The following is a 25,856-nucleotide window of genomic DNA, read 5'->3' as shown; positions in this document are numbered from 1 at the left end:
GATGAAAATAAAAAGTACAAGCCTCTATTTGCTCGTCATACTACTGGTGATCGTTGCTGCGGTGCCGGCCTGGGCGGCGGATGCGGAACTGCAGCGGACCGGACGGGTTGTTCATGTGGAACTGGCCGGCGGTTTTTATGGTATTCTCGGTGATGACGGTGTGAAGTACCAGCCGACTAATTTGCCGCATCAGTACCGCAAGGATGGTACGTTAGTCAAATTTATTGCTTGGCCTCGCGAGGACATGTTTACGTCAGTGATGTGGGGAAAAGTGATTGAAATCAAAACAATGGAGAATCTTAACGGTTCCTTATCGGATGCGGAGCGCACAGCCATCTATTTGCTCGGTAAACGGCTGGAGGCGTTTAATCAAAAAGATTTGGTGAAGCTGCAGGACGTGGATAGTCAGTCCAAGGGGCTGCTGCCCCAGCAATTTATGGACTGGCTCGGCAGCTATACCAACTTTACGCTGCGATATGTGAATATTGGGAGCGCTGATTCCACCACGATAACCGGCTTCTGCATCTATACCCGGGAGCTTCCCGGCAGTATGGATTTGAAAGATGGCGAGAATATAGCGGCCCTGCAGTTTACTCTTAGCCGCAAGCGGGATGGCTGGAAGCTGACCGACTCGTCCGCTGCCGGTGTAGAAGGCTTGCCGCAAACACTGTCCGGTGTGAAGGAGTTGGCCCGGCAAAAATACGGCACTGATAATCTGAACACTCTGTGGTTTCAGTAAAGACCGGGAAAATGTGAGGGTATAGCATTGTTTATATATATTTACAAATTTTTGGTAAGTTTTATCATGCCGCCGGGAATTTTTATTGTTGCCCTGCTGTGTATGACCGTTCATTTAGCTAGAAAGCGGGAACGAATAGCCAAGTGGTTAGGCTTGTTGACATTTGTGTTTTATTTGCTGTCGACTCCCTATGTAGGCGATTTGCTGGTCAGAACATTGGAAGCACGGTTTGTGCCGCCGGAAAACCCTGCCGGTGACGTGATTGTTATGCTGGGAGGCGGTGCAACCTTTGGCACGCCTGACATTGACGGAACGGGACAGCTTAGCGGTAATGCGGCCAACCGTCTGCTGACCGCCGCCAGGCTGCAAAAAAGACTGGGAATACCGGTGATCCTGTCCGGTGGACAGGTATTTGATGATTCCGGCCGGGAGGCGGTTATTGGCAAGCGCATTCTTACCGGCATCGGTGTCCCGGCAAATGAAGTTTTTATTGACGACACCAGTCTGAATACCGAACAGAATGCCCGCAATGTCCGGGAAATTTTGGAAACCCAGGGCTTTAGGCATCCTATTCTGGTAACTTCGGCTTTTCACATGGAGCGATCGGTGCTCAATTTTGCCCAGGAGGGTGTTGACGTTACTCCCTATCCCTCAGACTATTGGGTCAGTATCGGCGGCAATTCCGTTTACCTGAATAAGCTGGTGCCGTCAGCCGATGGCCTGCGTAGTTCCTATATCGCCATCCATGAATATCTGGGTATTGCAGCGGTAAAACTCCGGTAGCCAGCAGCCCGCTTGTGAATAATTTAACCCGGTTTTTACCAACTGGTTGGCAGGATTTTTCAGTAAATGGGCGAATTGTTTTTTAAATACATTAAAAAGTACATTCTGATGTCCGAGGTAGAAGCCGGGCCTCTTCGTCTATTAAGCCTAGTACCCTGACCGGATTAGAAAGTAAGGTTAGAGTAGTATATCCCCGGGGATAATGAATACAAGGTGGTGTAGCTATGCCAAACACACATAAGAGTAAAATACGGAAAGCTGTGATTCCGGCGGCGGGGCTGGGAACCCGCTTTTTGCCGGCCACCAAGGCGCAGCCGAAGGAAATGTTGCCGATTGTTGATAAACCGGCTATTCAGTATATTATTGAAGAAGCGGTGCAGTCAGGTATTGAAGAGATTCTGATTATTACCGGCCGCAATAAGCGGGCGATTGAAGATCACTTCGACCGGGCGGTGGAACTGGAAATGACGCTCAAAGAGCAGGGGAAATATGACCTTCTCGGGATGATCGAGGAGCTGTCGGCCGTCACCATCCACTATGTGCGGCAAAAGGAAGCGCGGGGACTGGGCCATGCCGTCCTCTGCGCCAAGCAATTTGTCGGGCAGGAACCCTTTGCGGTCCTCTTAGGTGACGATATTATTGATTCTGCAGTCCCCTGTCTAAAGCAGCTCATTGATGTATATGAAGACCGGCCTGGCAGCATCCTGGGAGTCCAGGAGGTGGCGCCCGCCAAGGTGTCCAGCTATGGCATCGTCAAGCCGGAGCTGATTAAGCACCATCTGTACCGGGCTGTCGATCTGGTAGAAAAACCAACCCTTAATCAGGCTCCTTCACGGCTGGCTGTACTGGGACGCTATATCATTGAACCCGAAATTTTCTCCCTTTTGGAAAATACTCCGCCCGGCAGCGGCGGTGAAATTCAGTTGACCGATGCGCTGCGACAATTGGCGGTTCAAAAGGATGTATATGCCTATCACTTTGAGGGGAGGCGGTACGATATCGGTGACAAGCAGGGATATTTGGAGGCCACAGTCGAGTTTGCCCTGAAACGGGCCGACTTGCGGGAACCTTTTTTACGTTATTTAGCAAAAACCATAGGACCGGTGCTAACCGGCGATTGTGAAGATTAGCATAATAGATGAGAGGATGATGGATGTGTCCGCAACAAAAGGCTGTCTGAAATTAAACTCCGGGTTTGTCTTTGATTATGAAAATCTGTATGGAGCAGGAAAAGTATCCGACGCCGATATTGAGGCGTTGGCCGACCGGATTCGTCTGGCTCACCGGGCGGTGGAGCATATGCGGGCTACCGGTGAAGTGCGGGGCCATCTGTCGAAGGATGGTGCGCCGGAACGGGTGTTATTTTCTCAACTACCCTATGTGGTGGAAGGTAATTTAAACTCACCGGCTTCGATTAAGCGACTAAAGGACTTTGGCGAGTCCTTACGCTACAAGGTAGACAGCGTGGTATCCTTCGGGATTGGCGGTTCTTTCCTGGGCAACAAAGTATTCTTTGATGCCTGTGCCGGTGAGTTTTGGAACAGCAAGTCGCAGAAAGAACGCAACGGTTATCCGAAGCTGTACTTTAACGGTAACAATATTGATGCACGCCGTACTACGGATATGATCCAGCAGTTGAGGACCGAGGCCCAGATCAAAAAAGTGCATGGCGAAACGACTCCCTATAAAGTGCTCTTGATCGTTATGTCCAAATCAGGCGGTACGCTGGATACCATGTCAACCTTCATGGTTGTTTATGAAGCGTTAAAACAGGAACCCGGCATGGAGGTAGAAGTTGTTGCTGTAACCGATCCGGCCGGCGGCGACAAGGCGACGCTGTTAAAACGCCTGGCCGATGAACAGGGTTGGAATACCTTTAGCATACCCGATGGCGTAGGTGGTCGGTTTAGCATTTTTTCGGAAGTGGGCTTGGTTACGGCGGTTTGCCTGGGTGTTGATATTGATGCTTTCCTGGCTGGCGCCAAAGATATGGATGAAGTTTGCCGGACACCGGATATCTGGCAAAATCCGGCTATGCTGAATGCAGTCTTAAAATATCTGGCTGCCGTTAATCATGACCGGGATGTGGAAGTATTTATGCCTTATGCCGATTACCTGAAGTCGCTGGCTGAATGGTATGTACAGCTATTGGCCGAGTCACTCGGCAAGCGTTATGACCGGGAAGGCGGGGAGGTATTTTACGGACGCACCCCGATTGTGGCTGTCGGTACGACCGATATGCATGCCCAGACTCAGCAGCACCAGGAAGGCAAGAAGGACAAAGTCGTTCAATTTGTCAAAATTGCCGAATGGGAAAATGACCCGGTCATTCCCGATGCATTCCCTTCGGCGGCTAAGCTGTCGGAAATTTCCGGCTTACGGCTCAGCCAGGCCCTGGATGTAGCCCGGGAATCCAACGCGGCGGCGTTGATCAGTGAAAATCGGTTTAATGCGACCTTTGTCCTGCCGAAGCTGGATGCTTACCATTTAGGGGAGATTCTCTATCTGTTGGCTCTTTCCATTGCCTATGAAGGTGAGCTGGCTAATGTCGACGGTTTTGATCAACCCGGCGTAGAGGCCTATAAGCGAATTATGGGACCCCGTCTGAAAGCACTGAAGCAATAAGCAAAGATATAAAAGCTGTAAAAAAATAATCCTGTCCGAGAGGACAGGATTATCTTATTTTTTGTAGAAATTATGTCTGAGAAAGTTTTACATACCAAAGGACACAAAGTACAGAGGGGCGGTGACAGAGATCCGTAAGATGAATGGTTTCCTTTGTGCTATTGGTGTCTCTTTGTGATGCTGACAATGAATTGTGGTCGTAGTTAAAATGGGGTGATAGTTATGGTTATTACAATTTTGGTTGCCGATGATCATGCCCTGCTCAGGCAGGGAATCAAAAACGCTTTGGAGTTGGAGCCGGATTTTCGTGTAATTGGTGAAGCCGGTGATGGCGAAGAAACCATAGAGAAGGTTAAAAAATTGAATCCTGACGTACTGCTGCTGGATATTAATATGCCGCGGCTGAACGGTTTGGAGGTGGCCAGACGGTTGGGAGACTCAGGCCACACTAAAATCGTGATTTTAACCATTCATGATGATGATAGTTACATAGTGGAAGTAATCCGGTCCGGCGCGTCCGGCTATTTATTGAAGGACGTGGAGCCGCGGATGCTGGTGCAGGCCATCCGCTGTGTCCACGGCGGCGATTCGTTTATTTATCCTACCTTGGCCAAGCGCCTGTTCAACCAGATGCGCGGTCAGGAGATCAGAAGGGCCGAATCCCTGAAGATCGCCGATCTGCCAAGCGAGGAACGCCTGACCGGGCGGGAAAAGGAAGTGCTCTACTATACCTGTCAGGGTTTAAGCAATCTGGCGATTGCTCAGAAGCTGTTTTTAAGTGAAAAGACGGTGAAGAACCATCTGACCAATATTTTCCGCAAAATCAATGTGACTGACCGTACACAGGCCGTTCTGTACGCTTTAAAACACAAAATAGTGGAACTGCCTGGTGATTAATGCCGGGCAGTCACCCTAGTGCTCCACCGACTCTGAACCCACAATTTCTTCACGGACCTTTTTCCGTAAGACTTCGTTGTCGTTCGGCTTACCTATGTTCGATAGGCGCACCTCCTCCGCCTTGCCTTACGAAAAAATCCCCGCAAATGTAATTTGCAATTTCAAAGTTGGTGGAGCACTCGCCGCCAATCTGGCATAAGCTATCCTATCCCAGGAAAAGGGGGTAGGATATTTTGTTGTTGTCATATCCGGTCAGTGTGGTATTGATATCACTTGCTCTGTATGGGCTCTATTGTCTGATCCGGGAGCTGTGGCTGTGGGCTGTGATGCCGCAATTGGCGCAGGGGGTCAGCGTTTCTTTTCTGGTTGTTACCCGCGATGCGGAACAGCAGGTGGAGAGCCTGCTCCGGGAACTGGTGCAAAAGGTGGAGCTGGCCGACGCGGATTGCGATATTGTGATTCTTGACCGGCAGTCAAGAGATTTGACGCCGGCGATTTTAGACAGGCTGGCAGACCAGAATCCCATGCTGCGGGTGGTGCATGCCTCCGACACCGTACTGTCAGTGGCCGAGGCACTACCCCTGTGTCGCGGCGACGTGGTACATATTCTGGATATTGGCTCCCGGCTGACTGCCGAGCGTTTTGCCGGAGTGACCGGCTCTTTGCTTAGACAATATGAGGGCGGCCGGACGGGACGCTGGGGTGAATACTAGTCAATTAGTCGGAAGGATGCTGCTTGAGACGGAGTATATCGTAAAATACCTCAACTAGTTTTTGGGCAATCGGTTCCAGGTGAGGATCATAGGCTACGGTTGATTCTTTTAAAGGCCGGCAGTGTCTTGCCGTCTGGGAGTAACTGGTGAACAGCCGGGCCTGTTGCAAAGTTTTGCGGACGGTAGTGCTTGTCCAAAGGCAAGGAATACTTGCCCCTCCTTGCAGGCAGATCAGGGATTTTGGTGCAGCCGGGCTATCGACCGGCTTGCAGGCTTCGAGCCCGGCAACACAATAGGAGTTGACATAGCCGATACTGCTGTCGCCAGGCACCCGGGGCAGCCGGACCTTTACCGGCACCAGGGTGAGTGATGGGCAGATCGGCAGCGGCTGGAGAATAACGCGCTGAGTAGCCAGAGCTGTCTGCTTTTTTAGTGCTGCCAGGTCAATGGCCCAGGTACGGGCCAATTGGCGGATCAGTGTGGAAGTCCGGAAGGAGGTAACGGTTTTGCCGCCTGCTGCTGTATAGAGGACAGTATGATCACCGGTGTCGGTATATTCCGGGATCAGCGCGGCAATGGTTTCCGGTGCGGAGAGGTAGGTAAGCATGATAAGACTCCTTTGATATAGAACGTATGTTCGGTTGCTTCTATACTAACAGAAATTATCTTGTCTGACAAGAGCGAATCATGTTACATAGTTCGACATCAGTCGATAGGGGTTCATCGGTTAAGAGATGCATAATATTGCCATAAGCTGCATATGCTGTGACAAGGTAGTTCCTTATCCGGCGGAATTATGGAGTATAGTACCGGGTTTTCGCTGAATGAGGTGCTGGGGAGGCGAGCCACTGTGGAAACTGGGTCTGAGATGTCTGAGACGATCGAACAGTATTATAAATGCAGTCGTTGCGGCGGGATATTTACGGTTCAAGCCGGCTTGACCATTGGCTGCCCGTATTGTGGAATGCCCTGTGATGAAGCTGCCTGCAGGCTGGAAGCAGGAGAGTGAGGAGTGGCAGCGAACTCTATCAGTAATGATAGAGTTTTTTTGTGTTATGTTTTATTAGAATTACGGGGTGAATGAATGGGAGTTTTACGGGTAGACAGGCTTTCCAAGGCATTTGGTGTGGAAACCCTGTTTAAAGAAGTCAGTTTTGAATTGCGGCGCGGCGAGAAGGCCGGTCTGATCGGCGGTAACGGGGCCGGCAAGACAACCTTGCTGCGCTGTTTGCTTGGCCGGGAGAAGGCTGACGACGGCAGTGTGCTGCTGCCGCCGGGCGAGACCATCAGCTATGTGGAGCAGGACGCACAGCTAGGTGAAGGTACGCTGTATGAGGAGCTGTGCTCGGCTTATCAGGAAGTGATTGCCTGGCAGGCCGATTTGCGCCGGCTGGAGCAGGATATAGCCGCTGAACAGGATGGGGCGGCGCAAGAGACATTGATGGCCGCTTACTCCCGCACATTGGAGCGGTTTGAGCAGGGCGGTGGTTATGAGTACGAAAGCCGGGTCCGGCGGGTGGCCTTTGGTTTGGGCTTTACAGAAGAGGATTTTTCCCGGCCGCTTACAACATTTTCCGGTGGGCAGAAGACACGGATTTTTCTGGCCCGGGCTTTGATTCGGCAGCCCGATTTCCTGTTTTTGGACGAGCCAACCAATCATCTGGATATCGGCATGGTGGAATGGCTGGAGGACTATTTGACAAGCTACAGCGGCGGGGTTCTCATCATTTCCCATGACCGTTACTTCCTGGATCGGGTCGTGGACCGGATTTTTGAATTGGAGCATCAGAGCGTTACCGTTTACAAAGCCAATTATACCGGCTATTTGGCGCAGAAGGCCGAACGGACGGCCTCGTTGGCCGGTGCCTATGCCAAACAGCAGGCCCATATTGCCCGGACCGAGGAATACATCCGCCGTTATAAGGCCGGCATCAAGGCCAAGCAGGCCCGCGGCCGTCAATCGCAGCTGGATCGCCTGGAGCGGATTATATTGCCCGGTCATGAGGCGCGGTTCGATTATTTTGCCTTTAATCCGCCGACCGAGTGCGGTGAGCGGGTGGCGGAGCTGCTGGAGGCTACAGCGGCCTATGGTTCCCGGGTTGTTTTTGAAAAGGTGTCGCTGCTCATCCGTCGCGGCGACGGAGTGGCATTGGTCGGACCCAACGGTGCCGGCAAAACTACGCTGCTTAAACTGCTGACCGGCGAGCTGCCGGTTGCCGGCGGACGGGTCAAGCTGGGCAGCCGGGTAAAAATCGGCTATTTTTCTCAGGAACACGAGGGCCTGAATCCGCTGAACCGGGTGTTGGACGAAATCATGCTGGAATATGGTCTGGGCGAAGAGCGGGCCCGCCATTACCTGGGAGCCTTTTTATTTACCGGTGACGATGTGTTTAAAATCATTGGCGATTTAAGTGGCGGTGAAAAAGCCCGTCTGGCCTTTTTAAAGCTCATGCTGACCGGGGCAAATTTTCTTATCCTTGATGAACCGACCAATCATTTGGATATTCCGGCTAAGGAAGCGGTGGAAGAGGCTATTTGTGCCTTCCCCGGCACTTTTTTTGCGGTGTCCCATGACCGCTATTTCTTAGATAAGGTGGCCAATTGTGTCGTAGAACTGACTGATGGGGCCTTGACGGAATACGCGGGAAATTACAGCTATTACCGTGAGAAAAAAGCGGCTGAACAGTCTGGTCCAACCGTTCAGCCGGTAAAACCGGACAAGAATGAAAAACCGGCGGCTAAAAAGACCGAACGGACGCGCCGGCCTCAGGATACCGAGCGGCTGGCCCGCAAACTGGAAGAGGAAATCGCCGGGTTGGAAGCCGAATTGAAAGTGCTGGAAATTCAGTTGAATGATCCGGCCAGCCATACCGATCCGGCCGTCAGTCATGAGTTGTCGGCCCGTTATAGTGAGGCAGAGGCCGCTTTGGCTGCTAAATATGAAGAGTGGATGGAATTGCAATCATATACATGACGACTGCGGCGGAGCCGAAGCAGACGGCCGACCTTTGCCGGCCCCGCTGCCTCTAATTGCCTGCTGACTTAAGCCAGCTTGACACAGATACTTGTGCCAGGCTGGCTTTTGTTTTTACAGAATTACCATGGTAGAGTAAAGCCAGCGCGAATCATCAGAGAAACCGGTTTCTCACATAAAGGTGAGAAGAATATGGAATTTAGGGAATTGACGGAGCGGGCCCGGCAGGGCGATGAAAAGGCGTTTTCTCTCTTGTGCCGGCAGTTTACCGGCCTGGTGAAACGTTATGCCTGGCAGTCTCATGTGCGGTCTATCGCCGAAGAAGCGGAGGCCGAAGGCTGGCTGGCCGTGGTAAGGGCTGTTCGTACTTTTGATGCCAAGCTGGGAGTTCCGCTGGCAGGCTATGTGGAGAGTCAGGTGAAATTTGCCGTATGGAACCTGTTTAAGCGGGAACGGCGGCGTTGGCAGCGGGAAACGGTGCTGGAAAAGCTGGCGGAGGAGGACGAGGAGAAAGAAGGCCAACTGCTGGAACGGCTGCCCGGTCCTGCCATTGTGGCGGCCGAAGTGGAGGACAGCTTGTTTGCCGGAGTTTTGGCCGGCTGGCTGGCCGGATTGCCGGAGCGGCAGCGCCAGGTCATCGCCGCTACTTTGCTGGAAGGCAGACAGCTTACGGCGGTGGCCCGGGAACTGGGCATAACGGCTCAGGCGGTGCATAATTTGCGCCGCCGCGGCTTAGCCCGTTTAAAAAAGGCTTATGAAGGAATGTATGGCAGTGAGAGGGGGTGAAAATATGGCAATAACCAAAGTACCGCAAACCAGCCGCCTGCAGATCAAAGTGGAGAGCGGCACGACCACAAGTGGACAGACTGCCTATAAAGTGCGTTCGTACAGCAATCTGAAGCCGGACGCCGCCGATGCCGATGTGTACATGCCGTCGGTCAGGCCCTGGCCGCTCTGCAGCAGCATCCGGTAGCCAGTATCAGCAGGCAGGATGATGCCCAGCTGATCAGTCAGTAAGACTGGCTGGTTCCAACAAAACTAAACGAAAGGAGGGTGGGCAATGGCTACGACTTTGGAAATGGTATTTCGTACCGAAACCGGCAAAGAGACTACACTAAGTCTGGCTGATCCCCGGGAGGGATTGAGCCTGGCGGAAGTGCAAACGGTAATGCAGGACATAGTGGTCCGGGATATTTTTACGACTAAAAACGGCGATTTTGCCGAAGCAGTGGAGGCTCGCATCCGGACCAGTGATACCGTAACCTTGAGCTAATTGCAGGGGACAGGGATAAGTCGCTTATTCCCGGAAAGGGGGCACTATGGAACAATTGCTTGGTTATGCGGCAAATTATGGCTTCCCGATGGTGATCAGCATGTATTTGCTGATTCGTATCGAAACCAAGCTGGAGAAGCTTGCCGTCAGCATTCAGGATTTGTCAAATACCCTGACAGCCCTAAAACAGTAGAGCATGGTTGACAAGGGCAATCGTGCTGTGTATGCCGGAATAAAAGTAAAGAGACTGCCGTGTTAGGCAGTCTCTTTACTTTGGCCCGCAGTCTTTATATGCTCTTCCAGGGCACTGACCAACTGATCGGCGCAGGAGGTCGTTTTATTGCCACAGCGGATGCCTTTCAGGCGGGTGATGACTTCCTCCAGCTCCATGCCTTCGACCAGTTTGGCTATGGCCTGGAGATTGCCGGGACAGCCGCGGGTGAAGGATACCTGGCTGAGCCGGTTATCCTTAATGTCGAAGGAGATGGCCGTGGAGCAAACGCCGGCGGTCTGATAAGTGAACATAATGAGAAATCCTTTCTATTGGGAAATGACGTTTCCTGGCGCTTGCCGGCCGGGCACGGTGATTCGGCTTCTGGCGGCGCAGCAGGAGAAACATATAGATTTATTCTAACCCTTCGCCGGTATTCCCGCAATAGGGTCAAATAGCTGGTTAGTACATATGTTCCGTTTATGGGCAGGATTTTTTCCAAGAACCTGCGAATAGTAGACCATAATGATTAACTGGGGTATGTCTTCAAATTAGCAGAATGGTTAATAGCTGGTGATTTTGATCGTTTGAAGACATGCTTTAGATGCAATAGGAGTATGGGTGTGGAAAAACTCGAAGGTATTGTTGAAACCATAACATTTCAGAGCGAGGACGGCAGCTTTAGCGTACTGAAGCTTAAGCCGCTGGAGGGCCGCACGACCGTCGCCGTGGTGGGAGCTATTTCGTCGCCGCTAGTGGGTGAACAATTGGAACTGAGCGGCGAGTGGGTGGAGCACGCCCGGTTTGGCCGGCAGTTCAAGGTAGGTTCCTGCAAGCGGGTTGCACCGACCGATGTTAAGGGACTGGAGCGTTTTCTGGCTTCCGGTGCCATCAAAGGCATTGGTCCGGCTATGGCGGCCCGGCTGGTCAAGAGTTTTGGCTTGAAGGTGCTGGAAGTCATTGAGTTTGCACCGCACCGGCTGGTGGAAGTCGAGGGCATTGGCAGCAAGAAGGCCGAGATGATCCGGGCTTCGTTTGGCGAGCAGTCTGAAATGCGGGAACTGATGCTGTTCCTGGAAAGCCATGGCGTCACCGGTGCTTATGCGGCAAAGATTTATGCCCAGTACGGTTCCTTCTCGGTGGAAGTGCTGCAGGACAATCCTTATCGTTTGGCGGCCGAAGTGGACGGCATTGGCTTCCGCACCGCCGATCAGATCGCCCGGTCGCTGGGGGTGGAGAAAAATCACACCGACCGGTTGACGGCGGGGATTGACTTTGCCCTGCTACAGACGGCCCAGGCCGGTCACTGCTGTGTGCCGGAGGAACTGCTGGTGCAGGAAACGGCCAAGCTGTTGCTGGCGGACAGTGCTGAAATTGCCGTCCATCTGGCTTCGCTGATTAAAGGAGGCCGTCTGTGTACCGAGGATTTTCACGGCATGGTGCTCATCTATCCTCAGTATTTGTACTATGCTGAAAAGCGGGTTGCCGCGCGTCTGCTGGAACTAAAGGACAAGGCCAAACAGGCTCCTCACAGTGATTTCAGTCAAATTGTTACCGACTGGGAGTCGGCCGCCGCCATCCAACTGGCCCCTGCCCAGCGGCAGGCTATCGAGGCGGCGCTGGAGCACGGCGTGCTGACGCTGACCGGCGGTCCGGGGACGGGGAAAACCACGGTGGTCAAGGGGATTCTGGCTGTTTTGGAGCAAGCCGGGTTTAAAATCCTGCTGGGGGCGCCAACCGGCAGGGCGGCCAAGCGGCTGGCGGAAACGACCGGACGGGAGGCTTCCACCGTGCACCGGCTGCTGGAGGCGACCGGTGGTGCCGAGGGAGCACCGCTGTTTGCCCGCGATGAGGACAATCCTTTGGATGCCGATGTGGTCATTATTGACGAGGTATCGATGATGGACATTGCGCTGATGGGGTATTTCCTAAGAGCAGTGCCTGACGGCTGCCGGGTTATTCTGGTCGGTGATGTTGACCAACTGCCGGCGGTAGGCCCCGGCTCGGTGTTGAAAGATATTCTGCGTTCCGGCAGTGTGCCGGTGGTCCGGCTGACCGAGGTGTTCCGGCAGGCTGGCGAAAGCATGATTGTGTTAAACGCTCACCGGATTAACAAGGGACAGCCGCCGGATGTGACGAGCAGCCTGGAGTTTCAGTTTATTGAAATGGCATCAAGTGAGTTGACGGCGCAAAAAATAGTTGATCTATGCTGCCGACAATTGCCGGAAGAAGGCTACGATGCGCTGCAGGAGGTGCAGGTTCTGGCACCTATGCACCGCCTGGACTGCGGCGTGGAAAATTTAAACAAGCTGTTGCAGCAGGCGCTGAATCCCCGGCAGGAGGGAAAAGAAGAAATCAACGGTTTGCATCAATCCATCCGGGAAGGTGACAAGGTGATGCAAACCCGCAATAACTATATCAAGGGTGTGTTTAACGGCGACATCGGCTATGTGGCGGCAGTGGAGGAGGGCCGGGTACGGGTGCGCTACCCGGAACATGAGGTGGTGTATGAGCACGGCGAGGTGGACGAGCTTAAGCTGTCCTATGCGATGAGTGTGCATAAAAGTCAAGGCAGCGAATATCCGGTAGTGGTAATGCCGTTGGTGCCGGGTCATCATATCATGCTGCAGCGCAACCTCTTGTATACGGCGGTGACCCGGGCCAAAGAGCGGGTGGTACTGTTGGGGACCAAGGCGGCGCTTCATACCGCGCTGGCCAATGACCGGACTAAGAAACGTTACTCGCTGCTGGCCGAACGCCTGCGGGGTGAGACCCTGTGCTGAAAAAGCTGTGGATTGCCTGGCTGGATCTTGTCTATCCGCCGAAGTGTCCGGCCTGTCGCAGCCCTGTAGCCGAACAGGGCGCCTGGTGCGCCCGCTGTCTCCATGTCATCAGCCGGCCGCCGCTGGAGGCGGCTATGCAGGTACGACGCCTGCGGGCGCTCGATGAATGTCTGATTTTATACGAATATGCCTATGGCCTTAAGCGGCTTTTGCACGATATGAAATTCCGCCGGGACGAGCGGCAGGTGGCGGCACTCATCTGGCTGTTGAACAAGGCTCTGGCCGGAAAAACGCTGCCGGCTTATGAATGGGTGATTCCGGTGCCGCTTGCCGCCGGCCGGCTTAAAGAACGGGGCTATAACCAAACGGAGCGGATTTTCGGACCCTGGTGCCGGGAGGCCTTTCCCGGAGGCTGGCGGCCGGATTTGCTGGTGCGGCGGCGTGATACGCAGCCCCAGTGGGAACTGAGTCTGGGTGAGCGGCGGCGCAATGTAAAAGGCGCGTTTTCCGCAACGCGCCCTCAGGAGGTCAAAGACCGGCATATTTTATTGGTCGACGATATTTTTACCAGCGGCGCTACGATGGATGCCTGCGCCCAAGCGCTAAAACAAGCCGGCGCAGTTCGGGTGAGCGGTTTGGCTCTGGCCGGTGGCTAGCCCAAGGCGTCGATAAAGGCTCTGACCACTTCCGGATCAAGGGCCATGCCGGACAGGCTCAACAGTTCCCGGACAGCCTCTTCCTTGGTCTTAGCCCAGTTTTGCGTACAGGGATTGATGAACCGGTCGTAATGGTCGGCTACAGCAATAATCCGGGCGCCCAGGGGAATGTTAACCCCTTTCAGCCGTTTAGGGTAGCCTTTGCCGTCCCAACGCTCATGATGATAACGGATATAGGGGATGAGCTCCTGACAGCAGGCGATGTTTTCCAACATGTTGCTGCCCGCGTTGCAGTGGTTTTTGTAAACGCTCAGTTCCCGCGTCGAGAGATAGGGCATTTTAGCCAGAATGGCACTGGGCACAGTGATCTGTCCCAGGTCGTGCAGCATAGCCGCGCAACGGATCCGCTCAATTTCTTCCCGGGGCAGGCGCATTTTTGCGGCAACGCTTACCGCATAGTTGGCCACCTGGTGGCTATGCAAATATAAGTTGGTGCTTTTCAGTTCGATCAGATGCATGAGATTGGTCATCATGGCGCCCAAAGTCTCTGTATTCGCGTAGATTTCAGGAGGGTGCATTAAGGTAAGCATATACACGACAAACTGCCTTTCCTCATAAAGTCAAATATAATGTAATTTAGCCAAAAAGTGATATAATCCTGCTTGTTTGAAAAAAAAACTGACGAATTGTGCAGACGCTGTCAAAACAGGCTGGTACAAGCAGGGAAAAACCATTATAATAAGAATACAGATTAGAGCGTGTTTTCAAACTATCCGAAACGCTCCCTGACGGCGCTTTTTGCGCCATACTTCGTTAAATTTTTTTGAAATAGGGGCCACTATTTCAAAAAAATTCAACTTGTCTGGCGTAAAAATCACTCGACATGGATTATCCGTTAGTTTGAAAACACGCTCTAGCAATTGCCAGAACGGGGAAGGGGTCGGTAGTATGGGCTTGAAAAATTGTCCGGAATGCGGAAAAATATTTGTGGATAGTCCTGCCGGAATGTGTCCGGCTTGCGTGGAGCAGGAAGAGCGGGACGAAATAAAAATCGTTGATTTTTTGCGGGAATCCGGCAATGCCGCCTCGATCGAAGAAATTCATGAGGCCACGGGCGTAAAGGAAAGAACTATCCTGCACATGATGCGCAAAGGCCGGTTTATGGGCGATTTTGAAATTAGTTATGCTTGCGAGGCTTGTGGTGCTCCGATTGTGGAGGGACGGGTGTGCGCGGCCTGTAGTAAAAATATCATCAACCAGATGAAGCAGTCAGCGGAAAAGGAAGCGCAGAAATCGCTGGAATTTAAAAAAGCCGGGCGGATGTACAGCAATCTTGAAAAAAAATAAAAGGAAAACCGTATTCAGGTGATACATGGAGAAAATGAGATATAATCTTTTAAAACGGATGGAAATGACAGATAAACGATTTTAGGCAGGGATTAATATCCTTGCTTTTTTTTTCGATACTTATGTAGAGGAAAATCTGGTACCTTGCGTTACTTACAGTATTTAGATAATGCAAGGCATTGGGAGTGCGAGGTGCGTTAGCGTGATTATTTCAGGGAAACAGGTACAAAGTATCGTAAAAGTATATGGAGAACAAAACAAACTGAATCAGGGAGTTAAACAAGAAAAGTCGGAGGCGACTAAATCGCAGGATGAAGTCATTCTTTCCGCTAATGCGCAGGAGTTTGGACAGTATCTGTCTAGTCTGCAAAGTATGTCCGGCGTAAGGCAGGACAAGGTGAATGCTCTGTCCGAGCGGATTCAATCCGGCACTTATGAAGTGGATGCCAGGGCGGTTGCCGAAAAGATGCTGGGCTTTTAGCCAATAAATATTGTTAGGGAGAGAATAGCGGTGGAAGAGTTGTGTAATAAATTAACGGTGCTTCTGACCGATATGCTGCAGGTATATACCAACATTCTGGCACTAGGCAGACGGAAAAAGGACGCTTTGGTGGCCGGTAAAGTCAATGATCTGGAGGTAATTACCAAGGAAGAGGAGCAGCTCATTCTGCAAGCAGGCAAGCTGGAGAAGGCGAGAGAGGGCATTACGCAGGATATTCTTGCTAAAAGCGGACTGCAGACGGATAAGCTGACGCTAACCGAAATCAAGGAATTGGCCGGTAGCGATATAGCGGAACAGTTATCCCATCTGGGCGATGAGTTGAGGGTTACGCTGCAGGAAATTAAAGCGACGAATGAGCTTAATACCAAGCTGATTCAGCGGGCCATGGCCTATGTGGATTATAACATAAATATTTTGACACAACACAGCACCGGTCCCGTCTATGCGGCGCAGGGCCAGGCCGGGAAAAGCGTTCAATCCCGGATGCTGGTTGATCAGAAAGCATAGAGGTGGTTATTTCATGAATTCTACTTTTGGTGGCTTGAATACTGTTATACGCGGTCTGGCGGCTCAGCAGGCCGGCTTGGATACGGTAGGTCATAACGTTTCCAATGCCAATACAACCGGCTATTCACGGCAGACGGTGAATCTGGTCACGACAACTCCGGATACCCTTTATTCCAACAATGGAACCATGCAAAAGGGCAGTGGAGTAAATGTGCAGTCTATTACCCGGATCCGTGATTTTTTAATTGACAAGCAAATGTGGGAGGGCATTTCCACCTTGAATGCCGGCAAGTCGAAGCAGGACTCGCTAAGTAAGGTGGAAACCGTTCTGAACGATACATCCGATACCGGCGTACAGTCGGTATTGAATGATTTCTGGGATTCCTGGCAGACACTGGCGACCAGCGCTTCCGACGATGGAACGAGAATGGCCGTGCGGGAGCAGGGCGTGACTTTGGCTAATGCCATTCAAACGGCAGCCGATCAGCTGACTGATATGGTGAGCGATATTAACGAAACGATTACGACAAAAGTCAAAAGCATCAACCAATTGACGTCGGAAATCAGCAGTCTTAACAAACAGATTTTTGCCGTCGAGGCGGGCGGCACCGACAATGCCAATGATTTGCGGGACCGGCGGGACGCTTTGGTGGACGACCTGTCGGGGATGGTGGATGTCCGGGTCACCGAGGACAGTTCGGGCCGCTATATTATCCAGAGCGCCAGTACGACCTTGGTTAGCGCTACCGACTACACTGAATTGAAGACGGTGTCTTCCAAGGACGCTGATTACGGCTATAACCTTGTCAATGTTGCTGATGCGCAAACCGGACAGGTGATTAAATTTACCAATGGCGAATTGAGCAGCATGATTGATATGAGGGATAATGCTTCGACCGGCATAAAAAGCTATCTTAACAATCTAAGCACCATGAGTCAGTTTTTGTTGACTGAGTTTAATGAGGTACATAAAGCAGGCTATGGTACGGATAACAGCACCGGGAATAATTTCTTTGGCGATGCGTCGACCGATTATAGTGACGCAACGGCTACGGCGTCTTATACTAAAGCCGACTGGATTGACAGGCTCGCGGTGAATCAGGCTTTGTTTACGACAGACGGTTTGGCGAAAATTGCTGCCAAAACATCTGCCAACGCGATTGCGGTGACGCAAAGCAATACCAGCGGCGGGGCAGCGAGTATTACTTCGGCGACCGGTAACTATACCAATGGCGATACGGCTACGTCGGTAAAGGTAAATCTTACCGTCGCTGCCGGGGTTGTGACGAAAATTTCCTATTCTACTTCGACCGATGGTGGAAAAACCTGGGGTACGGCAACTGATATAGCGGGCGCCGGTCCTTATACTATGACAATTAATGGTATTACCGTGGATTTGGACGTGGCGGCATCGGCTTCCAACCAAACCGGCGACCAGTACAATTTTACGTTATCAAAGGGTAATGTGGCCAGTGGCGATAATGCAGTCAACCTGAGTAAGCGCTTAAAAAACGATACCAGTGCGCTACTGGGAAATAAGTCGCTGGATGGTTATTATTCCACCGTTGTTACCGCACTGGGAGTTCAAAGCCAAAACGCACAGCGGCTGACCGCCAATCAGCAGACACTGGTAAATCAGACGACCAATTGGCGGGCTTCAGTTTCGGGCGTAAGTACCGATGAGGAACTGACTAACATGATCCGGTTCCAAAAAGGCTACAGTTCGGCGGCTAGGGTATTGACCGCTATGGACGAAATGCTTGATAAATTAATCAATGGTACCGGCACAGTCGGCAGATAAGGAGTGTGAAGTACTTTGCGGATAGCTACCAATATGATGAGCTATAATTTCCTGAACAGTCTCAATACATCACTGGAGCAGCAAAATAAGCTGCAAGAGCAATTGACCGACGGCAGAGCTATTCACCGTCCGTCCGACGATCCGGTAAAAGCTTCACGTGACCTTCGGTATCAGACTAATTTGGGTATTAACACACAATATACGCAAAATCTCCAGGATGCCCAATCCTGGATGAATACGACGGACGGTGCTATGTCCGACTTAAGTTCGGTGATGATTAAAATCAACGAACTGGTGGTCAGTGCCGATGATACCAAGCCGCAGGATGCGCTGAATACCATTGGTCATCAGATTGATGAACTGATCAACCAGGTGGTCCAGATAGGCAATACGCAGTTAGGTGACCGCTATGTCTTTGGTGGAGAAAACGACACGACGCAACCCTTTGTACGGACGACTATCCAAGATCCCCAATCAGGATTAACCAAAGAAGTGGTTATTTATAACGGAGATGATACCAAATTATCCATGCCGATTAAGAATGGTGCCGCCGATCCTACACAGGACAGCGTAAATCTAACGGGAGTGGATGCATTCGGTCCGGCGGAAACCACTTTTGGTCGTTCCACGTTGTCGGTGCTGAATCATTTGCTTGATATCAAAAATGAACTTACTAAAACGTCTACCATAAGCCAGAGTAATTCGAACGGTGGAATTGGGAAGGTTGGCGGAACCTATACAGGGGTCGGATACCAAAGTTATGATGTGCGTATTGACAGTGTAACCGGTGGAGTAGTGGATGGAGCTTCTGTTTCGATGGATGGAGGCAATACCTGGACAAGTGTGCCGGCGGCCAACCTTGCCGTCGGCAGTGCCACGGGTCCGACGGTTATTGATCTGGGACAGGGGGTTACCTTTAGTATTGCGGCCAGCAGCGATAATACGGCCCATACTGTGGGCAGCACCGGCGATGTATATTCTTTCCGGGTACCCCAGGCGACGACCTCGGTGCAGCAGAGCAATAGCGCCGGCGGAGCCGCTACGGTAACGGGTACATATACCAAAACAGAAGCGACAAATTATAGTGTCCGTGTCACAGGGTTAGACGCCACCGGCCAGATTACGGGTGCGGAGTTTACGACAGATCAGGGCACAACCTGGACGGCTGTGCCATCGCTGACGGCAGGAAATCCGGCAGTCGTTGGATTAACCAACGGGATTCAACTGAATATTACTGCCGATACGGATAACGCTGTTGGGAATACTTACTCCTTCCAGGTGCCGCAGAACACCCAGTCGGATGTGAAATGGCTATCCGGTGTGGCGACAAACTATGTGCTGGACGACCACAATATGCAGCTTAAAGCACAGACCGGCCTGGGAACGCGGATGTCGATGTATGAAATGGCTGCCAGCATGATGGCGAATCAAAGTTCGGTTATCCAGACAGATATTGCCAGCAACGGCAGTATTGATATAGCCAAAGCTATTACCGACTTTAATACCAGCCAAACTTTATATCGCGCCGCTTTGGCGGTAGGTGGGCGGATTATGCCGCCTTCGCTGGTGGATTTTCTAAGTTAATCAAGGTGTCATGGAGAGAGGAAGTTGATTTTATATGCTTCAACTCAAAATTTTACAGCAAAATGCCATGGCGCGGCTAGATATCCAGGATCCGTTTTTGAAAATGAGAATTACGGATGTGCAAGTCAGGATTTCCTCTGAGCCGGTGAAACTGGACATCAGCCAGCCGCCGGGTGAACTGTCGATTGACCAGTATCCCAGCAATTATTCACGGGGCGACAGAAACTTTATGGATTTTGACCGGGAAAATGCCCAAAAGGGCATGCGAGCTTTGCAGGATTTTATCGGTAAGATTGCCCGGGAAGGTATTATGCTGAATAAAATTGAACATAAAGGGAAGCCGTTGGTGCAGTTAGCTAAAGAAGCGATAAAAACACCGATATCGAATCTTGGTTTGGCTCCGGTTGCTTCACCGGATATCCGGTATACTCCCCGTGAAGCCAAGATCAAGGTAGAGCCGGGGCAACTTTCTATCCGGTTTGTTGACGGCACCTTCGACAGTGAACTGGAACGGGGCAGTGTGAATTTGACAATGCTGCAGTACCCGCAGGTGCATGTGCAGGTTAGCGATAGCAGCGTTGATATGGAAGTATAACAGAAATTACGTGAGGTGTAGTTATATGCTGGTTCGTTCTACCCGGTTAGGTGATATGGAGCTTTCCGAGGAACAAGTCCTTCGCTTTCCGCATGGATTGCCCGGTTTTGCGGAGGAAAGGGAGTTTGCTTATCTTCCTCACCAAGAGAATAATCCGTTTACATTTTTGCAATCAGTAACTGAACCTGATTTGACTTTTATTATTGTGGAACCTTTTCCTTTTTTTCAGGATTATGAATTTGAATTGCCGGACGAGCTTGTTCAGGAGCTGGGCTGCAGTGAGGAGAATCCACCGCAGATCATGAATATTGTCAGCGTTCCCGACAGTCCGGAGGAAATGACGGCCAATCTGCTGGCGCCGGTAGTGATCAACTGTCAGGCCAGAAAGGCGATCCAGGTGGTGCTGGAAAAAACCAAATACACTACCCGCCATCGGCTCTTTCCGAACGGATTTGCCAAGCAACCCGGCAAGGAGAGTGAATAAGTATGCTGGCTCTCACACGCAAGGCGGGGGAACGGATTGTCATTGGTGATAATATTGTGATTACCATTGTAGACATCAAGGGGGACAATATCAGAATTGGTGTCGATGCTCCCAAGGATGTGAAAATATACCGGGGTGAAATCTATGATTCCATCGTCCTTGAAAATCAGCAGGCAGCCGTGCCGGCTAAGACTGAAATCATGGATGTGCTTAAGGATATGCAGGTAAAGGGCTAACTGTTATGCGGAGTGAGTAAGGGCTAAATGGGAGGAGATGTCGATCATGGATGTTAAGGGATATTCGTCAGCGGCAGCTGTAGCAACGGCTGTTCGGCCTATGGTGAATATGCAGCAGGATGTGACTACAACGATAAAAACACTGGACAGGGCAGTCGCCGCCGTGAGCAGTTCTGATGCGGCAAATAATGAACAGGCTGCAAACAGGGACGAGAACAAGGACCGGTTGAGTAAAAAAAACGTGGAAGAAATTACTGATGGCCTTAACGACTTCATGCAGTCCATCAATACGGATCTGCGGTTTGTGCTGCACCAGAAAACCGATCAGTTGATGGTGCAGGTAGTAGATCTTAAAACAAATAAAGTACTCAGGGAAGCGCCGCCCAAGGAATTATTAGATACGTTGGCCAAGATTCGCGATCTGGTGGGTGCTTTTCTGGATAAAAAAGCCTAAACAAACGGCTTTTTATACAAGGAGGTGCAAGTTATGTCAAGCAGTGTAAGTGGAACGAGCAGTAGCGTAACACGTACTTACGGTCTCAGCGGTTCAGGGATCGATGTCGATTCCATGGTGGAAAAGTTAATGACGGCGGCCCGCCAGCCGTATACAAAAATGGGGCAGAAGCAAACCATTTTGGGCTGGAAAAAGGAAGCCTATAATACGTTGGCGACCAGTATTGATACCTTTCGGAATCAGAAAGTGTTTAACTTTCAGATGAAAAGCACTCTGGCGGCGAAGTCGGTGACTTCCAGCAACAGTTCTGTGGCATCGGTTACGGCGACCGGGGATGCGGTAAATGTAAACCACAGCATCAAAGTCACGCAGCTGGCCAGTGGTGTAACCCAGAGCAGCACGGCCAAAATCACTACAGGGAACAGTAAAAGCACGCTGGCTTCGCAGTTTGGTGTTAGCGGCAGCTTTGGCGTTACCATTAATGGTAAGTCGATTACGGTCAATTCCTCGCAGAGCATTAATGACCTGGTCAGCTCTATCAATAAGGCCGACGCGGGAGTTACCGCCACCTATGATGCTACCCAGGACCGGTTTTTTCTGTATACCAATGCTACAGGATCCAGTGCGGCGATTGATTTTAGCGGCAGCAGTCAGCAGGGATTGAACTTTATTACCAATAATCTGAAACTAAGCGCAGTCTCTAATATTACCAATGCCGGAGTCAGCAGCGCCGGAACGGTAGGGTTTTCTGATACGGCAGCGTTGGCCGGACAGTTTAGCGGACTGGCCGGCAGCTTTACCTTAAAAGTCAGTGTGGGTACAGCTGTGGCCAATATTCAGGTGGATACGACCAAGACGTCACTCAATGATATTGTGACGCAGATCAATAACATAAAGGACAGCTCCGGCAATCAAGCGGTAAGCGCCGGTTTGGATGCCAATGGCAATTTTTCCATAAAGGCGTTGACTTCTACGCCGGTCAGCCTGGCCGGCAGCGACCCAGCGGCCATCAGCTTCTTGCAGAACCAGTTGAAGCTGGGAAGTGTTGACGCTTCGACGCCGATTACAGAAACCGGTGTTGTCAGCAGTGAAACAGTGGGTTTTAATCAAAAAGCTATGTTGAGCAGTACATTAGGCTGGCCGAGTACCTTTACACTGAATGTTTCTGATGGTACGACTACTAAGGCACTGACGATCGATGCAACTAGCACGACGATGGAGAGTTTCTTAAGTCAGATTAACTCTCTCACCGGTGCTGACGGCAAACAGATGGCTGTTGCCAGCTTTGAACATGGCAAGTTTACTCTCAAATCATACAGCGGTGATAAACAACTGGATTTATCCGGCAGCGATTCGGGTGCCCTTAGCTTTATGACGAATGCATTGAAGCTGGTCAATCAGAGCGGGCAGGACGCTCAGGCTGTCCTTGACGGTGTGGCGATCACCCAGTCTACCAATAAGTTTACCGTAGCCAATGTTACCTATAATTTGTTAGGGACCGGCAGCTCGACTGTGAGCATCGCCAACGATGTTGACAAGATTATCAGCAGTGTTAAGACCTTCATTGATGACTATAATACCCTCTTAAGTTCGGTCAATACCAAAGTTAGCGAGGATTATGATTCCGACTATCAGCCGTTAACGGATGATCAGAAAAAGGCCATGAGCGACGAGGACATCTCGGCCTGGACGACAAAAGCCAAGACCGGTCTGCTGCACAATGACTCTATTCTTAAACCGATGGCGGAATCCATGCGGAGTGCGTTTACTGCTTCTGTTTCTGGGCTGACTGGCAAGTACACCAGTGCCGCCAGTATTGGCATTGCCACAGGGGTGGACTGGACGGAGAACGGGAAACTGTATGTCGATGAAGATACGTTGCGCTCTGCCCTTGAAGAGGATCCTGATGTGGTGTATAAAATCTTTGGAACCACCGGGACAAACACCAACGAGAACGGGATTGCTGTCCGGTTGAGTAATATTTTAAAGGATGCCAGCTCGAAAATTGTTGATCAGGCTGGAGCTAGTACAGCAACAACTTTAACGAATGACACCACCAGTGTATTGGGGAAACAAAATAAAGAATTAACAACGAATATGACAACGCTGAATAAAAAGTTGGTTGCTCAGGAGAATCAGTACTATTCCCAGTTTAATGCTATGGAAGAAGCACTGAGCAAATTGAGCCAACAAACTAGCTATTTATCTTCTTTGTTAGGAAATAGCTAATACAAGGAACTTTTGAGGAATAGGAAGTAAGGGGGCTTTAGGCATGAATGCAGCCAATATGGCTAATGTATACAAGCAGCAACAAATTATGACGGCATCACCGGAAGAACTGACTTTGATGTTGTACAACGGCGCCATCCGGTTTGTTACTGAGAGCATTCAGGCGATTGGACAAAAGGATATGGAACGGGCCCATAAGAAGAATATGCGGGCCCAGGATATCGTAAAGGAATTGATGTCTTCCACCGATACACAATATGATATTTCCCATGACTGGCTGCGGCTGGAGGAGTATATTCTCTACCGGCTAATTCAGGGGAATATACAAAAAGATGTAGTACAGTTAGAAGAAGCCAAGAAATTGTTAACTGAATTTCGCGATACCTGGGTAGAGGTTATCAAACAGGTGCGGCAGGCGAAAGCAGTGGGCAAGTAAAATGAACGATGCTGCACTGCAGGTTAAATGGCAGGATTACTTGTTTTTAACTGAAGAGATGAAGAAGTTTCTGCAAAAAAATGAGCTGGATATGTTTTTGTCTCTATTGGATCAGCGTGAGGCTATACAAAAGGAAATACAAGCAGCAAAAGAAGACCATCCCTTTTACGTTTCCACTGAGGGGCGAGCTTTGTTGTGTAATATACAGCAAGCCAATCAAGCTATGATGATGTCATTTCAAATGGTTTTTAATGGCTTGCGGAAACGGGAAAACATTTCTAATGCATATGAAGGTATGGTGAGTGTTACCGGTACGTTTCTGAATCGGAATACATAAACAGTATCCGGCAAATTTTTCAAAGAAACTACAAATTTTTTCATTTTACCTATTAATATCCTGGATAAGTATTACGATAATTATAATAGGGTTACCAATGCATTCTCTAACACAGCCGGCCGGGGTGGCTAGAGAATGCTTAGTAAAAGTTTGGGCATGGATGCCCAAAGTATAAAAAATCAGGGAGGAATATCAACATGATTATCAATCACAATCTTTCCGCTATCAATACGTTAAACGCATTGGGCAAGAATACCCAGGCAACCAGCAAATCCTTGCAGAAACTGTCCACCGGTTACCGCATCAACGGTGCTTCCGATGACGCTGCAGGTCTTGCTATCTCGGAAAAAATGAGAGGCCAGATCAGCGGTTTGAAACAGGCTTCTTCCAATGCACAGGACGGCATTTCCTTACTGCAAACGGCAGAAGGCGGTTTGGACCAGACTCATAGCATTCTGCAAAGAATGAGAGAACTGGCAGTACAATCGGCTTCCGATACCAACACTTCCGATGACCGTCAGAAAATCCAGTCCGAAGTGGATCAGTTGGCTAAAGAAATCAGTCGTATCTCCAATACGACCGAGTTCAATACCCAGAACCTACTTGCTGGTGGCTTGAGTGACACTTTCCATATCGGTGCCAATGCTAACCAAAATATTGATGTTTCAGTTAGTGCTATGGATGCGCAAACATTGGGCGTAGCTAGCAACATTATTACGGCTGCTTCCGTTAAAGCTGGAACTACTGGATTAAACATTTCTAGTGTGTCCAGAAGCTTAACTGATAAAACTTCTTATACTGTTAAGGTTGTTAGTCAGACTGCTGCTACTTTAAGTGTTGCAAAATCGCAAACATATAAAAATTCAGCGTCTGTTGCTGCCGCATCTTTACAAATTAGCTCGGTTACCAGCTATTCTGGAACAACGGATGCAAACTACTTAGTGAAAGTTGCGAGCGTTAATACAGCAGGTACTGCGGTTAACAGTATTACTTACTCAACGGATAATGGTACAAGCTGGACGACGGTGAATGGAACGTTTACATCCGGTGTGAAAGTTGATGGTATTAACTTGAAGTTTGCCGCAGGTACAATTACGGCTGGCGATACTTATAGCTTTAGTGTTAAAGCTGCGCAGACAACTCTCCAACTTATGCAGGGAACCTCAAATGTCGGTTCAACAGTAACTGTTCATAAGGGAGATACGGCTGCTGCTGTTGGCGATAGCAATTTGGATCAGACAGTATCTTTGTCCTTTGATTATAGCAAGCTGGGTGCAACGGCTTCGACTGCTTCTTTTGTGTCTAAGTCAACGGTTTCAACTGCTGCTATTCTAAATAACAAAAATGTAGCGGCTAATGCTAATGTAGTTGCCGGTATTAATGTTAGTACTCAGGATAATGCCAACAAGGCAATTACTGCAATTGATAAAGCAATCAATACGGTATCGGCACAGCGTTCACAGCTTGGTGCTTATCAGAATCGCTTAACCAATACGATTGACAACTTGAATACTTCAAATGAAAACATTACTGCATCCGAAGCTCGTATCCGCGATGTAGATATGTCTTCCGAAATGATGACTTATCAGAAAAACAACATCCTGCAACAGGCTGCTACGGCCATGCTGGCTAAAGCCAATCAACAACCGCAATCAGTTCTTCAATTGCTGCAAGGTTAAGAAGTTACAAC

General features: G+C 50.3%; 31 protein-coding genes. 28 read left to right on the top strand and 3 right to left on the bottom strand.

From position 1 onward, the window contains the following. The first annotated feature begins 1 nt into the window (after position 1). From BMW43_RS05255 to BMW43_RS05230, 6 genes are all read left to right on the top strand, one after another. The gene (locus tag BMW43_RS05255; protein WP_091744496.1) at positions 2 to 739 is read left to right on the top strand and encodes a hypothetical protein; all 738 of its coding nucleotides are present in this window, start codon (positions 2 to 4) and stop codon (positions 737 to 739) included. Positions 740 to 766: 27 nt separating this feature from the next. After that, entirely contained in the window at positions 767 to 1,522 is a 756-nt protein-coding gene (locus BMW43_RS05250) for a YdcF family protein (RefSeq protein WP_245732232.1), read from the top strand. Between the two features lie 224 nt (positions 1,523 to 1,746). After that, positions 1,747 to 2,652: a UTP--glucose-1-phosphate uridylyltransferase GalU gene (gene galU / locus BMW43_RS05245; protein WP_091744494.1), complete on the top strand. Its 906-nt coding sequence runs from the start codon at positions 1,747 to 1,749 to the stop codon at positions 2,650 to 2,652. A gap of 25 nt (positions 2,653 to 2,677) precedes the next feature. Next, the gene (locus BMW43_RS05240) at positions 2,678 to 4,147 is read left to right on the top strand and encodes a phosphoglucose isomerase-related protein (protein ID WP_245732231.1); all 1,470 of its coding nucleotides are present in this window, start codon (positions 2,678 to 2,680) and stop codon (positions 4,145 to 4,147) included. Positions 4,148 to 4,369: 222 nt separating this feature from the next. Beyond that, positions 4,370 to 5,044 (top strand): response regulator, encoded by a 675-nt coding sequence (locus tag BMW43_RS05235; protein ID WP_091744490.1) that lies wholly within the window; start codon positions 4,370 to 4,372, stop codon positions 5,042 to 5,044. Positions 5,045 to 5,277: 233 nt separating this feature from the next. Further along, positions 5,278 to 5,757 carry a glycosyltransferase gene (locus BMW43_RS05230; RefSeq protein WP_091744488.1) on the top strand — a complete coding sequence of 160 codons (480 nt, stop codon included), beginning with the start codon at positions 5,278 to 5,280 and terminating at the stop codon, positions 5,755 to 5,757. Positions 5,758 to 5,761: 4 nt separating this feature from the next. Here the strand turns inward: BMW43_RS05230 and BMW43_RS05225 are convergent, their stop codons facing one another. Next, positions 5,762 to 6,364 (bottom strand): hypothetical protein, encoded by a 603-nt coding sequence (locus tag BMW43_RS05225; protein ID WP_091744486.1) that lies wholly within the window; start codon positions 6,362 to 6,364, stop codon positions 5,762 to 5,764. 243 nt (positions 6,365 to 6,607) lie between these two features. Between BMW43_RS05225 and BMW43_RS21020 the strand changes: the two genes are divergently transcribed. The 7 genes from BMW43_RS21020 (at position 6,608) to BMW43_RS05200 (ending at position 10,197) form a co-directional block, all read left to right on the top strand. Then, on the top strand, positions 6,608 to 6,766 hold the full coding sequence (locus BMW43_RS21020; RefSeq protein ID WP_177173462.1) for a hypothetical protein: 159 nt from the start codon (positions 6,608 to 6,610) through the stop codon (positions 6,764 to 6,766). Positions 6,767 to 6,841: 75 nt separating this feature from the next. Beyond that, positions 6,842 to 8,731, top strand: coding sequence for an ABC-F family ATP-binding cassette domain-containing protein (locus tag BMW43_RS05220; protein ID WP_091744484.1), 1,890 nt, complete (start codon positions 6,842 to 6,844; stop codon positions 8,729 to 8,731). Positions 8,732 to 8,923: 192 nt separating this feature from the next. Beyond that, a complete protein-coding gene (locus BMW43_RS05215; protein ID WP_091744482.1) occupies positions 8,924 to 9,517 on the top strand; it encodes an RNA polymerase sigma factor in 594 nt (197 codons plus the stop codon). A 4-nt stretch (positions 9,518 to 9,521) separates the two neighbouring features. Then, entirely contained in the window at positions 9,522 to 9,704 is a 183-nt protein-coding gene (locus BMW43_RS05210) for a DUF1659 domain-containing protein (protein ID WP_245732230.1), read from the top strand. Next, positions 9,677 to 9,748, top strand: coding sequence for a hypothetical protein (locus BMW43_RS22005; RefSeq protein ID WP_500684728.1), 72 nt, complete (start codon positions 9,677 to 9,679; stop codon positions 9,746 to 9,748). The genes BMW43_RS05210 and BMW43_RS22005 overlap by 28 nt, the downstream gene beginning before the upstream one ends. A gap of 43 nt (positions 9,749 to 9,791) precedes the next feature. Then, positions 9,792 to 10,004 carry a DUF2922 domain-containing protein gene (locus tag BMW43_RS05205; protein WP_091744480.1) on the top strand — a complete coding sequence of 71 codons (213 nt, stop codon included), beginning with the start codon at positions 9,792 to 9,794 and terminating at the stop codon, positions 10,002 to 10,004. 46 nt (positions 10,005 to 10,050) lie between these two features. After that, the gene (locus BMW43_RS05200; protein ID WP_091744478.1) at positions 10,051 to 10,197 is read left to right on the top strand and encodes a YvrJ family protein; all 147 of its coding nucleotides are present in this window, start codon (positions 10,051 to 10,053) and stop codon (positions 10,195 to 10,197) included. Between the two features lie 62 nt (positions 10,198 to 10,259). On the opposite strand, the gene BMW43_RS05195 is transcribed toward BMW43_RS05200, so the two are convergent. Then, positions 10,260 to 10,529 carry a TIGR03905 family TSCPD domain-containing protein gene (locus tag BMW43_RS05195; RefSeq protein ID WP_091744476.1) on the bottom strand — a complete coding sequence of 90 codons (270 nt, stop codon included), beginning with the start codon at positions 10,527 to 10,529 and terminating at the stop codon, positions 10,260 to 10,262. Between the two features lie 309 nt (positions 10,530 to 10,838). Between BMW43_RS05195 and recD2 the strand changes: the two genes are divergently transcribed. Both recD2 and BMW43_RS05185 read left to right on the top strand, forming a co-directional pair. Further along, on the top strand, positions 10,839 to 12,998 hold the full coding sequence (gene recD2 / locus BMW43_RS05190; protein WP_091744475.1) for an SF1B family DNA helicase RecD2: 2,160 nt from the start codon (positions 10,839 to 10,841) through the stop codon (positions 12,996 to 12,998). Further along, a complete protein-coding gene (locus BMW43_RS05185; RefSeq protein ID WP_091744473.1) occupies positions 12,992 to 13,654 on the top strand; it encodes a ComF family protein in 663 nt (220 codons plus the stop codon). Before recD2 ends, BMW43_RS05185 begins: the two co-directional genes overlap by 7 nt. On the opposite strand, the gene BMW43_RS05180 is transcribed toward BMW43_RS05185, so the two are convergent. Beyond that, complete coding sequence (locus tag BMW43_RS05180) at positions 13,651 to 14,244, bottom strand: HD-GYP domain-containing protein (protein ID WP_223191664.1); 594 nt, start codon at positions 14,242 to 14,244, stop codon at positions 13,651 to 13,653. The two genes, BMW43_RS05185 and BMW43_RS05180, sit on opposite strands and share 4 nt — an antisense overlap. A gap of 358 nt (positions 14,245 to 14,602) precedes the next feature. On the opposite strand from BMW43_RS05180, the gene BMW43_RS05175 reads away from it, so the two are divergent. From BMW43_RS05175 to BMW43_RS21675, 13 genes are all read left to right on the top strand, one after another. Further along, positions 14,603 to 15,001, top strand: coding sequence for a flagellar protein (locus BMW43_RS05175; RefSeq protein WP_091744469.1), 399 nt, complete (start codon positions 14,603 to 14,605; stop codon positions 14,999 to 15,001). Positions 15,002 to 15,203: 202 nt separating this feature from the next. Continuing rightward, positions 15,204 to 15,482 carry a flagellar biosynthesis anti-sigma factor FlgM gene (gene flgM / locus BMW43_RS05170; protein WP_143050569.1) on the top strand — a complete coding sequence of 93 codons (279 nt, stop codon included), beginning with the start codon at positions 15,204 to 15,206 and terminating at the stop codon, positions 15,480 to 15,482. Positions 15,483 to 15,512: 30 nt separating this feature from the next. Continuing rightward, positions 15,513 to 16,010 carry a flagellar protein FlgN gene (locus BMW43_RS05165; RefSeq protein ID WP_091744465.1) on the top strand — a complete coding sequence of 166 codons (498 nt, stop codon included), beginning with the start codon at positions 15,513 to 15,515 and terminating at the stop codon, positions 16,008 to 16,010. Between the two features lie 13 nt (positions 16,011 to 16,023). After that, a complete protein-coding gene (gene flgK / locus BMW43_RS05160) occupies positions 16,024 to 17,811 on the top strand; it encodes a flagellar hook-associated protein FlgK (RefSeq protein ID WP_091744463.1) in 1,788 nt (595 codons plus the stop codon). Positions 17,812 to 17,826: 15 nt separating this feature from the next. Continuing rightward, complete coding sequence (gene flgL / locus BMW43_RS05155) at positions 17,827 to 19,395, top strand: flagellar hook-associated protein FlgL (RefSeq protein WP_091744461.1); 1,569 nt, start codon at positions 17,827 to 17,829, stop codon at positions 19,393 to 19,395. 34 nt (positions 19,396 to 19,429) lie between these two features. Further along, the gene (locus tag BMW43_RS05150) at positions 19,430 to 19,990 is read left to right on the top strand and encodes a DUF6470 family protein (protein ID WP_091744459.1); all 561 of its coding nucleotides are present in this window, start codon (positions 19,430 to 19,432) and stop codon (positions 19,988 to 19,990) included. Between the two features lie 25 nt (positions 19,991 to 20,015). Continuing rightward, entirely contained in the window at positions 20,016 to 20,474 is a 459-nt protein-coding gene (gene fliW / locus BMW43_RS05145) for a flagellar assembly protein FliW (RefSeq protein WP_091744457.1), read from the top strand. A gap of 2 nt (positions 20,475 to 20,476) precedes the next feature. Then, a complete protein-coding gene (csrA, locus tag BMW43_RS05140) occupies positions 20,477 to 20,710 on the top strand; it encodes a carbon storage regulator CsrA (RefSeq protein WP_091744455.1) in 234 nt (77 codons plus the stop codon). 46 nt (positions 20,711 to 20,756) lie between these two features. Beyond that, positions 20,757 to 21,164, top strand: coding sequence for a flagellar protein FlaG (locus tag BMW43_RS05135; protein WP_177173467.1), 408 nt, complete (start codon positions 20,757 to 20,759; stop codon positions 21,162 to 21,164). A gap of 33 nt (positions 21,165 to 21,197) precedes the next feature. Further along, a complete protein-coding gene (gene fliD, locus BMW43_RS05130) occupies positions 21,198 to 23,393 on the top strand; it encodes a flagellar filament capping protein FliD (RefSeq protein ID WP_091744451.1) in 2,196 nt (731 codons plus the stop codon). Positions 23,394 to 23,436: 43 nt separating this feature from the next. Further along, positions 23,437 to 23,829, top strand: a complete 393-nt coding sequence (gene fliS, locus BMW43_RS05125) for a flagellar export chaperone FliS (protein ID WP_091744449.1) — start codon at positions 23,437 to 23,439, stop codon at positions 23,827 to 23,829. A gap of 1 nt (position 23,830) precedes the next feature. Then, a complete protein-coding gene (locus BMW43_RS05120) occupies positions 23,831 to 24,166 on the top strand; it encodes a hypothetical protein (RefSeq protein WP_091744448.1) in 336 nt (111 codons plus the stop codon). Between the two features lie 197 nt (positions 24,167 to 24,363). Continuing rightward, the gene (locus BMW43_RS21675) at positions 24,364 to 25,845 is read left to right on the top strand and encodes a flagellin N-terminal helical domain-containing protein (protein WP_091744446.1); all 1,482 of its coding nucleotides are present in this window, start codon (positions 24,364 to 24,366) and stop codon (positions 25,843 to 25,845) included. Positions 25,846 to 25,856 lie beyond the last annotated feature (11 nt).

Source organism: Propionispora vibrioides, assembly GCF_900110485.1.
GTDB classification, from domain to species: domain Bacteria; phylum Bacillota; class Negativicutes; order Propionisporales; family Propionisporaceae; genus Propionispora; species Propionispora vibrioides.
This window is presented reverse-complemented; position numbering and strand designations above follow the sequence as displayed.